The sequence below is a fragment of the Legionella fallonii LLAP-10 genome (genome assembly GCF_000953135.1).
GTDB lineage: Bacteria > Pseudomonadota > Gammaproteobacteria > Legionellales > Legionellaceae > Legionella > Legionella fallonii.
This window is the reverse complement of sequence record NZ_LN614827.1, coordinates 3628072-3641307: the sequence shown is the minus strand read 5'-3', so window position 1 is coordinate 3641307 and position 13236 is coordinate 3628072. Positions and strand designations below refer to the sequence as shown.

The following is a 13236-nucleotide window of genomic DNA, read 5'->3' as shown; positions in this document are numbered from 1 at the left end:
GTTAATAGAGATCAGGAGTAATTTATTTAGATAATGCATCATAGGCATCGCTAATTAACTCAATCAAATGATCGTTATCTGGATTAACACTACTATTGGTTGTTGCTGAAATGATGATATTTTCCTTAGGAATATAGATGTATTGAGCGCGATATCCTATAGTCATACCCTCGTAATTGAAAATAAGACCAGGGAACTTAGGCTCCATATAGCTTAGGCCAATTCCTAATCCAAAGCCATTTGGATTATCTCGATTTGGGGTGGTTAGTGGTTGTCCTGTAATTGTAGAAACAAGGGTTGTTAATTCTGACAGCTGCTTTTGAGTTAATACTCGATTAGGTGTTAATAATGCCCTGACCCACTGGGTTATATCTTCACTATTAGAAACGATTGCGCCCGCAGGTTCTGCATAAGATAAACTATAATCAGTGATATCTGTTTCGTATGGAATAAATTGCTCACTAGTCCCTCCAAAAAAATAACCATGCACCATACGAGGAATGACGTATTCTGGGTATTGATGCGATACATAAAAAGTATTTTGTAAATGGAGCCGATAGGGATTATTGGGTGCCAGAAAGCGTTCATTTAGTTCTTCTGCAACGCTATTTCCAGTGAGTTTTGTGATAATTAATCCGGCTAAAATGTAATTGGTATTGGAATAATTCCATTTAGTGCCCGGAGCAAATAATAACGGTTTATTCATTACGTAACTTAGCTTTTCTTCTGATAACCATTGTTTATGAGGGTTATTTGCAAGATCCTGCAAATAATTACTGTCTTCTAAATAATCAGGTATACCACTTGTCATATTTAAGAGCTGTTTTACGCTGATATCACCCCACTCAGTATATTGAGGTAGGTATTTAGATAATTTATCGTCAATATTAAAATGAAGTTCCGGGGTGGCTTCGAGCTGCAAAATGACTGCAGCAATAAAGGATTTAGCAATGCTGCCGGCCTGGTAGAGGTTAGAGGAGTCTACAGGATGAAACTTGAAAAAATCAGTGTTACCACTGTATTGGGTCGTTCTCTCTTTACCGTTATCAATAGTCAAAGTCACCGCCGAAATATGCTCGCGGGAGTGATATCTTTTTAAGTAAGAATCCGTTAGGTTTTTTAATTTATTTTGATTTAAGTGCCGAGTGGTATTATTTGCTGTTAGGGCGGTTGAAATAAGAAAAAAAACGATAATGACTAATCGGTTAAAACGAACCATGTTTTAAAAACGCCCAAATACTATTATTTATAGTATAGGATGTGTTTTTTGTCACCATTTCTGACCTAATAGGATAAATCAGGCTACAGTGTTACTCATGCCCTAAAAGTCGATTAATGATGCCTGTCGCTTGCTGGTCACAAAAGATAGCATCAAGTTCTGGTTCAGTGGCACAAGCTATATTATGACAGTATTCCTGAGAAGCTAGAGCGTTGATGCAATTGTTGACTCCTTCCTGAATGAATGAAATAGTTTGAGCAAGTCTCTGATCGTGCTGATGATTCGTCATCCCTTTATATAGGGTTACTAACGCCGCTAACCTCTTTAAGGCTTGTTGACGTGCGGCCTGATGTTGTTCTCGTAATTTACAAAGATCTTTCGCTATATCATGAGTTTGATTGTCAGTGAAAACTTCATTGACATCTTCTATGCACTGAGCAAGATTTAATCTGATTTTATTATTATCAGCAGGGATAACTGGATTATCGGGACCATTATACGGAGTATCTTCTGCGAAAATAGGGGTAGATGTAATTAACATAATGAACACAATTAATGTTGGGATTTTCATAGTATTCCTTAATTAAATGGATTCTGATATGGCGGTATTATTTACATAATAGACTGAAAATATTTTTTTAGCCTAGCCTAATAAAAATAGTTGGTGTTGATGGAGTTTAAGACTCAAGACATAGCTTGTTGGACTAAAGGCTCAACCTACGTTACTACATAACAAAAAGTGTTGGCAAAGAGATTCTTATAGAAGGTCGGGCTACCAATCATAGCGGTAACTCCTAGCCGAAAATGCACTCGAATAGGGGCCGCCATATTTCTCTTTCACCTTTCTTATGACGTAGGCAATTTGTTGCCCAATGGCGCTACCTTAAGTTTTTGTAGCCTGGATGAGCGCAGCGTAATCCGGGATTTCAGTGCACTGAGCCAGGGTATTCCCGTATTATGCTGCACTAATACGGGCTACGATTTTTTCTTCCTTTTATTAAGGTAGTGCCATTGGGCAATTGGTTGCCCAATGGCACTACCTTAAGTTTTTGTAGCCTGGATGAGCGCAGCGTAATCCGGGATTTCAGTGCACTGAGCTAGGGTATTCCCGTATTATGCTGCACTAATACGGGCTACGATTTTTTCTTCCTTTTATTAAGGTAGTGCCATTGGGCAATTGGTTGCCCGACCTTCTTAGGTTGACATCAGTTATACTTTGCAAGAGGCTAGGGTTTCAGCTAGTTCATCAATTTCATCAATTTCCATTGGCGTTGATAAATCACACTCGATCATGGCATTTTTTCGTACGTGTTTAGAAAAAAACGTCTCTCTATCTGAACTTTCTTGCTCTTTTATACCACTGGCTGGTCCATCTATATCTTGATCAAGTTTTTCTTGCTTATTTTTAGATGGAATATCCTGTTTTTTAACTTCTACTTTTCTTTCTCTACTAAATTGTTTAGATAACTCTTGTTGTAGTTTCTCTAGTTCCTCTAATTTTACTACTATAGACTTCATTGTCCTTAATAGTTGTTTATTTTTCGTATTCGCATTGTTTAAAAAAGAGAATTTTTTTGTATTTCTCTCTAATTTTTCTATTTCCTCTAGTAATAATTTTTTTCCTTTTCCATTAAAGTTCTGTCTGACGTAATCGTCGAGTAAAAGAATATAGACCCTTTCGAAGGGGTGTAGTTCTTTATAATGCTCCTTCTGTAACTGGTCTAATTTCTTAGCGATTAATTGTTTTGAAGGTGTCTTCTTGAGTTTTTGCTCCCAACTCTCCAACTCTTTTTGAACCTGTAATTGCTGTTGGATGACTTTACAGTTGCGTTTATTTGTATTATTTGCCACACCATCAAATTCTTGTAATTGATCATGCAAGTCAAACCCTTTTTGTTGATAGTATTCAGATGCCTGCTCTTTAGTTTTATGTTTACTCATACAACGCTCCAGGAAAAAATTTAGCAAAAGAATGATGCATTGTATTGAATGTAAATATATTAATCAACAAGATGCATAATCGATTAATTAAGTTATTTCTTGCTATTTTTAGATTGGTTTATCATGGATTAGCGAATGCCATTTTAAACCCAATGGAGTTCTATACTTGTCAGCAAATGGGACTCAATAGACCTCGTTCCAAACTCTACTGCTGCGGGAAATTGCTTCATCGATACGGTGCTCTTCGTGTACACTGCGCTCAGTGTCTCCTCGCACTTCCTTCGCCACAGCGAATTTGGAAAGAAGTCTAATTTTGTTGTTATTGGAGTATTTTCAGTTTTTACTGCAACGCATTTGAGCCATTAACGTAGGGATGATTTCTTTTGCTTGTGTTTTTCTCTGTCGTTGTGAACAATAGGATATAATCGATTCCAAATGGAATTTATCCCTTGCTAAGGAAAAGCATGATTAGACGTTTTTTTAATCAAATAAATCAATACATTATTTCTCTTAGATCCAGCATGTTGTTTATATTTATCTCTCTGTTTGTTGCTACTACATCCTTAATCATTATTGTTACAACGATACGTTATACAAAAACAACCACCTACGTAGCTCATAAACGTATGGAGTCTGCCTCTACTTCAGTATTGCGACAAATCAATGCAATTCTCACGCCTACTTCTGTATCCGGTCAATTTTCGGCTCATTTGATTCAGAATGGGGTTGTTAAAAATGGAGAGGAACAAATACAGGATTTAACCATTGAGCTGATTAATTCTTTGCCTTTTGTGTTTAGTAGTTTTTGGGGGGATGAGCACGGCAATTTTATTTATTCTAATAAAGCAAATAATGGAGGCATTACTTCTGAAATTTATAATCGTAACCACTTGCCTGCAACACATACCATTATTCACCGTGATAGTTCTGGCAAGATCATTGAGAAAATATCATCTCCTGATTTAAGTTTTGATCCCCGTGTACGTCCTTGGTACACACTAGCAAAAAAAGAAAAACAAACGATATGGACGGATATTTATTTCTATCAACATCTTCATGATAGGGGGGTTACAACAGCATCTCCAGTATTTAAAGATGGACAGTTCTATGGAGCTGTTGCTATTAGTATAAATCTTAATTATCTTAGCAAAATTATTAAAAATCAAAGAGTAACAGCTAACGGCTACGCTTTTATTATCACTAAAGAAGGTAAATTAATTGCCTATCCAGATAAAAAGGTTTTTACTGATCTGCTCGCCTCCCCGCAACAATTGGATGAACTCTATGCCCATTCAATACCTTTAATTGAAAACTCACTGGAGCAGTATAAAAAGAGAGGGAAAAAGAAACTCACATTTTCTTACAGCGATAATAATGATACCTACATAATCAATTACACTCCAGTCAAGGCGTTTGAAGATTATGGCTGGCTTATTGGCGTGGTAGTACCACAAAGTGACTTTACTGCTGAGCTGAAGAAACTGAATATAATCACTCTTTACATCAGCCTGATTATTTTAGTTCTAGGTATTCTGCTCATTTCAAGATTAGTTAACCATATCATAAGACCCCTTAAATTATTGGTAAAAGAAACAGAAAATATTAAGCATTTTAATCTTGAGGAAGACATTCAGATTATATCGCATATTAAAGAAATAATTCATTTAAGAGATTCAATACACTCAATGAAGATTGGTCTTAAGTTGTTTCAGCGATATATACCTAAAATTCTCGTGAAACAGCTCATTGAATCGGGTGAAGACGTACGAATAGGTGGTGTTAGAAAAAATCTGACTGTTTTCTTTTCAGATATTGCGCATTTCACCACATTTGCTGAAAAAACAGAGCCAAACATGCTGATGGTACAAATGGGTGAGTATTTCGAGGAGTTGACCCAAATCATTATCAGTGAAAAAGGAACCATAGATAAATATATTGGTGATGCAATTATGGCATTCTGGGGAGCCCCATTACCGAATATGAACCCTTGTCATCATGCAGCAAGAGCGGCACTTCGCTGCCAAAAGAGATTAGATGAGTTAAATGCCATCTGGCAACAAAAGGGATATGCTGTTTTTTTCACTCGTATTGGCATCCATATGGGGGACGCTATTGTAGGTAATTTGGGCTCATCTGAACGAATAAACTATACTGCTATAGGCGATACCATCAATACAGCTAGTCGATTGGAAAGCATTAATAAAAATTATAAAACCAAAATAATTGTTAGTGAGGCTGTTTACGAGCAAATAAAGGATCAATTTGTTTTAAGAAGGATAGATTGCGTAGTAGTTAAAGGCCGTAGCCAACGTAGTGCTATCTATGAGTTATTAACGGATAATATTGAATGTTTAGAGTTTGACCTCAGCGCGTATACTCCTCCATTTGAAAATGGATTTGCCGCTTATAGACAACAATCTTGGGATGTAGCAATCAGTTATTTTATGCAGTGTTTGGAAATTTATCCGACAGATACTATAGCGCCAATCTTCATTGCAAGATGTCAACGATTTAAACGTAAACCGCCGAAGCCTGGATGGGAGGGGATTATGGAGTAACCCGGGCAATTTGTTGCCCGGCCTTCATTTTATTGGGTTATAGAACCATAAATAGCATGGGTATTTCCTGTCACATAAGCCCATACACGATCGCCATATGAAAAGTGTCACCATTCTCTTGGATAGTTACCAAAAGCATGTTTTTACATGCCCCTGAGTTGACTTATTTTTCTTGCCATGGCTAATGCCAACTCATCGTTCCATGGTTTAGCGATTATTTGTATTCCTATGGGAAATTGTTGTTGATTACATCCATAGGGGATAACTACTACAGGGCATTCAGTTAATGTAAGGCTTGCTGTATAGCGAATTAATGGCCAAATGGCATTATGCTTAAGGGTTTGGCCGTGAGGTAATGCACACTGTGGTGAAGCAGGGCATATTAATACGTCATGGTTTTGAAAAAGCGTTAAAAACTTAATTTTATATTCATCCCATTCTGCCCATAATGCCGCATATTGTTCCATAGAGAGAGGGGCTTGAGGTTGTTGGTCTAACCATGCTTGCGTTTGATGAGAAAAATCCGTGGTACCTACTTCGCTTAGAAGCATTTTTAAGCCGTGCCCAGCGTCTGCTTGAAACAGTCGTTGCGCAATAGAAATACCTTCTTTAAATAGAGAGGTTTCTATAGTATCAACGTGTATGCTGTGTTGAGACATTTGTTGGCAAAGCTGTTCAATAACTTCGGGAATCGCGGGATCAATATCGGTAAATTGAGGGTCAACTAAAGAAGCAACGCGTATATTTTTATCGGCAAACTGTATAGGTTGGGGCATAGGTCGTTCAGCATAGGGATCTAAACCATCACCACCGTGAATTGTATGAAATAAAATTTCTAAATCCTCAATGTGATTAGTCATAGGAGCGATACGGCTTGTTAATGCAACCCATCCACGCTTGGGAACGACACATCCTGTTTGTGGGAGACGCCCCAGTGAAGGGCGTAAGGTGAACACGCCGCAGCAATGAGAAGGATATCTAGCTCCGCCACCATGATCTCCGGCTATCCCCATGGGGGATGCGTGACTTGCAATTAACGCCGCCTCACCACCACTACTGCCACCGCTTGAATAAGCGTGATTCAATGGATGATTGGTTCGTCCATAAACGAGATTATCTGTCTCTAAAGAAACGCCCATTTCTGGCGTATTAGTCAGGCCTAGAAAAATACTTCCTTGATCGAGCAAACGAGCAATCACTGTATTTTTATGTCGACATACCTTATTACTTAATCCTTGGGTACCAAAAGTTACCACATAATTTGGAACGGAATATAAATCTTTTGCGGTAAAAGGAATGCCAAATAAAGGATTGGGAGTGAAATTTGCTCTTTTCAACTTTTGATCCGCAGCAAAAGCGGCTTCTCTTGCTGCGGAAAAATTGCTTTGTACCAAGGCATTAATTTTAGGGTTTACTAAATCTATTCTGCGAATATATGCTTCAAGTAAATCGGATGCTGTTAGTTCGCGTTGATGTATTAATTTTATTAAATCCTTGATGGACAATTGATTCAGATCTGACATATTTTTTCCATATAATTCATTATACCCATTGTATTAATCTAATCTATCTTAATTATTCCCGTTGATAAATCTTCAATTCGCCATATGCCATCCCAAACTATGGGGGGTGACTTGATAAGTTGTTGGCAACGTTCGATATAAATACTTGCCAATTGGTCTCCATGGAACGCTGGCGTCAATTGTTTAAATAAGCCTAAGCTTTGTTTCCACTCCCCTTTTTGATAAAGAGCAAATGCAATAGCAAATTCTTTTTTGTGTTGTTCCAGATTCTCTATATTAGGCTTGGCAATCAACTCATAAATGGTGGTTATTTTTCGTTTACCACGAACCGCGACTTGATCTAATAAACGGAAAGTAAATTCATTGGCAACTTGCTCATATGTAGTATGACTTATAATGATTTCAGAATGGTATATTTTATTAATAGATTCAAGTCGACTACTTAGATTGACGGCATCACCGAGAGCCGTAAAATTAAGTCTGTCATCTGAACCAACATTGCCTACAACGGCTTCGCCAGAATTAATTCCTATTCGTATTTTAAACTCAGACAATCCATTTTGACGTTTGTAGCTATTGAGTTTTTCTGCTCGCTGAAGCATATCTACGGCAGTTTGGCAGGCATGGAATGCGTGTTTTTCATCTCGCGATGGCGCATTCCAAAAAGCCATAACAGCATCCCCTATATACTTATCTAGGGTTCCTTGATGCACAATGACCGACTCGGTCATTGATTGGAAATATTCTGATAGATAATTCATTAATTGCTGTGGTCTAATTTCTTCTGATAAGGTGGTGAAATCCTGAATATCAGAAAATAAGATAGTGAGGTTTTCATTTTGACCTCCAACATGAGCAATTTTACCGCTTGTAATTAACTTCTTGACTAGCGAACGTGGAAGGTAGCGTTGGAACGAGGCTAAACTAGCTCGCATGGCCGCCAAACTTTTATCCATGTAGCTGATTTCTTTAATAACAGTCTGCAACGAGGGCGGTTGATTAAGATTTAATTTGGTAATTTCTTCTGTTTGTTTAGCCAATTGAATGATGGGATAAGAGATTTTTTTAGAAATATAGCGAGTCATTAGTACCCCAATCAAGAGAACAAAAATTGTTAAGAGTAATGCTCGAATGCTTAAAGTCTGTAATGGTGCTAGCACATCTTCTGCTGGGACAATAATATTAATATGCCATGGCTTATAGATAGTATGCTCTGTAATTGGTTGATAGGCTAAAAAAAAGGTTTTGCCGTTATATTTATATGAGGTAACCCGTGGTTGATTTCCTTTGTCAAAAGAAACAAGAGGTATATTGAATTTTTTAATGAGTTCTGGTGTTAATGTTTCACCGCGAATATCCTGAGTCTGAAACGGATTCCTATAAGCAATGACTTGCTGCTTGTCATCTGTTATATAGATCATTGTATTTTTAGTAACCTGTAATTCCTTAATAAAGCGCTGTATTCCATCAATAGTTAAATCGAGGGCAAAAACTCCTTTTAACTGGTTATTTTTATCATAAATAGGAGTTGCCGCGGTAATTCCCGGTACAAAATAACCACTTTTATTAAATACGAAGAAGGTATAAATATCAGTTAAAATAGGTTTACCCGCTTTCTCAGCTTGCTGATACCAAGGTCTAACTCTTGGATCGTAATGCTTGGTTAGCTGTCTTTCTCGAATAATATGACCTTCTTCATCAATTTCATAGCGAATATTGATTGGTGGGGATACTGAATTCACTATATGATTGAGACCAATTACACTAGGCGTTTCATGATCAACTCCATAAAAATCGCCATTTACTGTTCCATAGTAAATCATAAATATTTCTGGGTTATATCGAATTCTTTCATTGAGAAAATCATCAAATTGCTTGGTGTTATCAGGGTTAACAATACCGCGATTAATAGTGTTTCTAATTTGAATGAGATCATTACTTAGAGGGTATAAATAGGAATAAATTCGCTCCTCAACCAACAAGGAAGTTTGCTCAATTAAATTTTTAGCACCTGAACTTAGAATTTTATCTAAAGCTATATAATTAATAGCAATGATGGTAAAACCAACACAGCCTAACAAAAGCACAAATAAGGTAATAATACTTAGACGGATACTTATTTTGACACTTTTGAACATGATAGTTTTATATCCTCTTTTGTTTGTATGAGCCGGTTTTTAATTTCAAATGTTATGCGACTGCTCTGTTATAAGTGATTCTCCGGTGCTTATTGACTCCTCTGTAAACTCCGCTTCTCGAAAAACCATGCTTTGTTCTCATGAAAAATCGGTTCGTTATGCAAGAGGCCTAATGTAGAATTCATAAGTCAGATCATAATAATTTCCTTATTTAGCATCTGCTTTGGGATTAGTGGGATAATAGAGTCGAGTTATGCATTCTTATATCATAGTTTAGCAAAAGAACGTTCTGAAAATTTTTGAGCCCCCTTAGTTTTTTCCGTGACCCGGGTTATGATATTTTGCTTTAGTCCGGTGTTTTATTTCTGACGCCACAGTACTCGTTTAAGATTACACCTGTATTGACCTAAAAAGGATAGCTCATAATGATAATAAGAGCATTTTTATGCTTATTTTTGGTTTCCAATGCTTACTCCGAGAATATCGTCATTTGTCCATCAGTAGGGGATATTAAGAATAATGCATTTCATAATTGGCTTCCTTTATATATTGACGGAGAAGAGTTAGCGAGTCAGGAAGACGCAGGACAATTTATCCGTGGAGTGAAGACATTTCTTATGGCGAAATGGGATGTGACTTATTTAGAAACTGGCCATTGTTTTTATGGTGGCGATCCCATCACCAATAAAATCATTCTTGCTCATGATGCTTGGCGACCTCAAGATAACTTTTATTGGCATTGGATAAATCGCGATAAATTAGCGGAATGTAATGCTCCATCTCCTGAAAAATGCTCATTTTTAGAATAAACGTGGCAACGGTGTTGAGGCACATCCAGGGCCTGATAGACCAGTAGATTATCTAATAGGGATAGACATGAAAAAATCTAAGTTCATAAAAGATACAATTTTTATTGCTTTATGCTGTTTTTTAAATAGCTTTGTTTATGCCCAAACGACCACTAGCTGTGATAAAACTTTAGTAGATTATGTTTATTTAGGCGAGCTTTCTAAGGACACTGCTCGTCTGGTGTTAAAAAAAACACCTCCCCTTGATACTCTCGAAATTAATTATGACGTGAACTTTTACAAAATAACCTATAAAACCCCTGCTCCTGATGGGCATATGACTGTTGCTTCTGGGGTGGTTGCTGCACCAATTGTTCTTGAGGGGACAGTGGGCATAGTGAGCTATCAACATGGCACGCGCTTTAATCGCGATGATGTTCCTTCCAAAAAAATTGAGAAAAACTACACTAACCCAGCAGTATTTGCCAGTCATGGTGGGTATTTCACCGTCATGCCTGATTATCTTGGTTTAGGTGATAATGAATTATCTCTTCATCCTTATATGCAATATGAAACCCTAGCTAGTAGCAGTATCGATATGCTGATCGCGGCGAAGGAATTGGCAGAAATGCTGCATTATCCCCTTAATGATAGACTGTTTCTAACAGGATATTCTGAAGGAGGATTTTCGACCTTAGTCATGTTCGAATCATTAGCAACAAAATATGCCGATCTTCCAATCACTGCGGTTGCTTTAGGCTCTGCGCCGTATGATTGGGAGGAAACAATGAAGTTTATTATGACTGAACCAGGGCCTAGGGCTTCAGCTTACCTCGCTTATTTTTTCTATTCGTTACAAGCATATAAAAGCTACTGGACTGATTTAAGTCAGATATTTACCAGTCCATATAATATACTGATTCCTGAGTTGTTTGATGGATATCATTCCAATCAGGAAATACTGGATACATTGCCTCAATATCCTATGCTTATTTTTCAAGCGGAATTTTTTAATGCTATTTTAAATCACAGTGAAAGCAATTCAGGCCTCCTTAAAGAATATTTCAATCATTACCATTTTTCTCCTACTGCGCCGTTACTAATAGTGGGCACAAAAGGAGATAGAGACGTTCCTTATCATGGTGCTGAAATAGCGTATGATAATTTTATTCAATTCAGTGATTCTGTTTTTATCAAGTCAGTTAGCGATGTATTGGATCACTCTGGGGCAGCACCTTATATTCTGAAAGAACAATTAATGTTCTTTAAAAAATATGATCACTAGACGTCCTGGATGGCTATGGGGCTTATACTGGCTTATGCAAGAAGTCTAATGAATAACGTCTGTTATGAGAGTAACTTTTTTGCTTGATAATCTCCTAAAATGACACAGATCAATCCTGTAATGAGCATTGCAAGAGATACCAAGACAGCGGGGCTAGGTTTTTCTCCAAGAAATAAGAGTGAGCAAATGATGCCAATAATTGGCACACCTGTTAATGCTAAAGAAGTGGTGACCGCAGGAAAACGTTTACTTATTTCAACGGCTCCCCAATAAGCTAAACCCGTAGCAATTGTGCCAATATAAAGGTTCAATAATACTGAGAACATAGTCCAATGAATCACTGGATGCGGTTCAAAAACAAGAGCACTAAAAGCCAGTATGATTGTCCCCACTAATAAATGCCAAGGCATAAGTTGCAATATTGATGATTGGGAAGGTGCAAAACGAACATGGAGAATGGCTATTGCTCATAAAATCGCTGATAAGAATAGGGCTGCACTACCCATTAAGGCATGGCGATCAGACCAGTTAAATTCAAATGGATTAAAAAGTGCCAAAATTCCTAAAATACCAATGATTAAACCAATAGCTTTGGCTAAATTCAAAGGTTCTTTGAAGAAAATAATGGCTATAGGGGCCACCCAAAGAGGGGTAGAATAGACTAAGATCACGGCATGTCCCACAGCACTATAAAATAAACCAAAATTAACTAATACAGTGAACAGGCCAATTTGCAAGCCACCAACAGAGAGTAGATGAGGAATATCTTTGCGTTTGGGAATAGTAAATTTTTTCTGAATGATAACTAATATAAAAAGAAATAAGCAGCCTATGAACATTCTTGTAAAACCAAACCACAGAGGCGGGCTATAATTCATTGCTATTTTCATCAAGGGCCAGTTCATTCCCCAAACTAATAAAACAAAGGTCAATAATAAGATATTCATAATGATGCTCTACCCCTCAAAAAAATTTTGAAAAATTAACTCTCTTTGATACAAAATGGAATGTTCTGGTGGGTGGATTACAATTTGTATTTTAACGATTTTCTATAATTCTAAAGTCTTTACTGTCGGTTGAGCAACAAATTGCCCAACTTACGTAGGTTAATGAGTATAATTGCAATAAATATAATTTTTTGGAGCGATTTAGATTAAACTATCTATCTTATTAAAACGTATATCAGTATCAGATTAATGAATATTCTTGAGCCAATAGCATTGGGTTTAGTCTTGAGCGCGGATTCTTTTTCCGCTGCGATTGCAATGGGGCTTAAGCCTCATAAATTTAGAGACGCAATTAAGTTTGCATCGTTGTCGGGTGGTGCAGAATTAATTGCTACATTTATAGGAGCTTGGGCCGGTGAAAAAATTATTTCTCAGTTTAGCTCCATTGATCACTGGATTGCGTTTTTCTTATTGTTTGCTGTTGCGATGCATATGCTCTATGAAGGGTTTATCGAATGGAAGAATAGAGGCGAAACCCTTGATGTAGTGAAATTTCATGGGTTCATCAAACTCTTAATCGTAGCCGTTGCAACCAGTCTAGACTCCTTAGCTGTGGGAGTAAGTTTAGGTATTTCTAATAAACCATTATTCCCTTATTTAATTTCTATAGGCGGTTGTGCTTTTGTCACAACGGTAATAGGTATGGGGATAGCGAAGAGAATACCTAAACGATTGTCAGCAATTTTTAACGTCATAGCGGCATCAATTCTCTTTATTCTTGCGGTAGAAATGATGGCCTTATAATTGGTCGTCTGGGCAACAGATTACTCAACGTTT

At 37.2% G+C, this 13236-nt stretch carries 12 protein-coding genes; 5 read left to right on the top strand and 7 right to left on the bottom strand.

Annotated elements, in window-relative coordinates; all coding sequences use genetic code 11:
- Positions 1 to 22 precede the first annotated feature (22 nt).
- The 3 genes from LFA_RS15160 to LFA_RS15150 form a co-directional block, all read right to left on the bottom strand.
- The gene (locus tag LFA_RS15160) at positions 23 to 1219 is read right to left on the bottom strand and encodes a serine hydrolase domain-containing protein (protein ID WP_045096920.1); all 1197 of its coding nucleotides are present in this window, start codon (positions 1217 to 1219) and stop codon (positions 23 to 25) included.
- 91 nt (positions 1220 to 1310) lie between these two features.
- Positions 1311 to 1790 carry a hypothetical protein gene (locus tag LFA_RS15155; RefSeq protein ID WP_045096919.1) on the bottom strand — a complete coding sequence of 160 codons (480 nt, stop codon included), beginning with the start codon at positions 1788 to 1790 and terminating at the stop codon, positions 1311 to 1313.
- A 638-nt stretch (positions 1791 to 2428) separates the two neighbouring features.
- Entirely contained in the window at positions 2429 to 3160 is a 732-nt protein-coding gene (locus tag LFA_RS15150; protein ID WP_045096918.1) for a hypothetical protein, read from the bottom strand.
- A 44-nt stretch (positions 3161 to 3204) separates the two neighbouring features.
- Here LFA_RS15150 and LFA_RS19940 point away from each other — a divergent pair, with 44 nt between their 5' ends.
- Together LFA_RS19940 and LFA_RS15145 are read left to right on the top strand one after the other, a co-directional pair.
- Complete coding sequence (locus tag LFA_RS19940; protein ID WP_157010389.1) at positions 3205 to 3471, top strand: hypothetical protein; 267 nt, start codon at positions 3205 to 3207, stop codon at positions 3469 to 3471.
- A gap of 153 nt (positions 3472 to 3624) precedes the next feature.
- The gene (locus tag LFA_RS15145) at positions 3625 to 5718 is read left to right on the top strand and encodes an adenylate/guanylate cyclase domain-containing protein (RefSeq protein WP_045096917.1); all 2094 of its coding nucleotides are present in this window, start codon (positions 3625 to 3627) and stop codon (positions 5716 to 5718) included.
- Between the two features lie 143 nt (positions 5719 to 5861).
- On the opposite strand, the gene LFA_RS15140 is transcribed toward LFA_RS15145, so the two are convergent.
- Both LFA_RS15140 and LFA_RS15135 read right to left on the bottom strand, forming a co-directional pair.
- Entirely contained in the window at positions 5862 to 7241 is a 1380-nt protein-coding gene (locus LFA_RS15140; protein ID WP_045096916.1) for an amidase, read from the bottom strand.
- Between the two features lie 38 nt (positions 7242 to 7279).
- On the bottom strand, positions 7280 to 9379 hold the full coding sequence (locus LFA_RS15135; protein WP_045096915.1) for an adenylate/guanylate cyclase domain-containing protein: 2100 nt from the start codon (positions 9377 to 9379) through the stop codon (positions 7280 to 7282).
- A 425-nt stretch (positions 9380 to 9804) separates the two neighbouring features.
- On the opposite strand from LFA_RS15135, the gene LFA_RS15130 reads away from it, so the two are divergent.
- Both LFA_RS15130 and LFA_RS15125 read left to right on the top strand, forming a co-directional pair.
- A complete protein-coding gene (locus LFA_RS15130; protein ID WP_045096914.1) occupies positions 9805 to 10188 on the top strand; it encodes a hypothetical protein in 384 nt (127 codons plus the stop codon).
- A 67-nt stretch (positions 10189 to 10255) separates the two neighbouring features.
- Entirely contained in the window at positions 10256 to 11452 is a 1197-nt protein-coding gene (locus LFA_RS15125; protein ID WP_045096913.1) for an alpha/beta hydrolase family protein, read from the top strand.
- A 62-nt stretch (positions 11453 to 11514) separates the two neighbouring features.
- Here LFA_RS15125 and LFA_RS15120 read toward each other — a convergent pair whose 3' ends face one another.
- Together LFA_RS15120 and LFA_RS15115 are read right to left on the bottom strand one after the other, a co-directional pair.
- Complete coding sequence (locus LFA_RS15120; RefSeq protein WP_269447756.1) at positions 11515 to 11910, bottom strand: EamA family transporter; 396 nt, start codon at positions 11908 to 11910, stop codon at positions 11515 to 11517.
- 9 nt (positions 11911 to 11919) lie between these two features.
- Complete coding sequence (locus LFA_RS15115) at positions 11920 to 12399, bottom strand: DMT family transporter (protein ID WP_045096911.1); 480 nt, start codon at positions 12397 to 12399, stop codon at positions 11920 to 11922.
- Positions 12400 to 12648: 249 nt separating this feature from the next.
- Here LFA_RS15115 and LFA_RS15110 point away from each other — a divergent pair, with 249 nt between their 5' ends.
- Positions 12649 to 13203 (top strand): manganese efflux pump MntP, encoded by a 555-nt coding sequence (locus tag LFA_RS15110; RefSeq protein WP_045096910.1) that lies wholly within the window; start codon positions 12649 to 12651, stop codon positions 13201 to 13203.
- Positions 13204 to 13236: the final 33 nt, after the last annotated feature.

Bases quoted from the DNA above. Each gene is read 5' to 3' on its own strand.
- LFA_RS15130 (WP_045096914.1), top strand. From the start codon at position 9,805: ATGATAATAAGAGCATTTTTATGCTTATTTTTGGTTTCCAATGCTTAC.
- LFA_RS15135 (WP_045096915.1), bottom strand. From the start codon at position 9,379: ATGTTCAAAAGTGTCAAAATAAGTATCCGTCTAAGTATTATTACCTTA.
- LFA_RS15160 (WP_045096920.1), bottom strand. From the start codon at position 1,219: ATGGTTCGTTTTAACCGATTAGTCATTATCGTTTTTTTTCTTATTTCA.
- LFA_RS15140 (WP_045096916.1), bottom strand. From the start codon at position 7,241: ATGTCAGATCTGAATCAATTGTCCATCAAGGATTTAATAAAATTAATA.
- LFA_RS15125 (WP_045096913.1), top strand. From the start codon at position 10,256: ATGAAAAAATCTAAGTTCATAAAAGATACAATTTTTATTGCTTTATGC.
- LFA_RS15155 (WP_045096919.1), bottom strand. From the start codon at position 1,790: ATGAAAATCCCAACATTAATTGTGTTCATTATGTTAATTACATCTACC.
- LFA_RS15110 (WP_045096910.1), top strand. From the start codon at position 12,649: ATGAATATTCTTGAGCCAATAGCATTGGGTTTAGTCTTGAGCGCGGAT.
- LFA_RS15115 (WP_045096911.1), bottom strand. From the start codon at position 12,399: ATGAATATCTTATTATTGACCTTTGTTTTATTAGTTTGGGGAATGAAC.
- LFA_RS15145 (WP_045096917.1), top strand. From the start codon at position 3,625: ATGATTAGACGTTTTTTTAATCAAATAAATCAATACATTATTTCTCTT.
- LFA_RS15150 (WP_045096918.1), bottom strand. From the start codon at position 3,160: ATGAGTAAACATAAAACTAAAGAGCAGGCATCTGAATACTATCAACAA.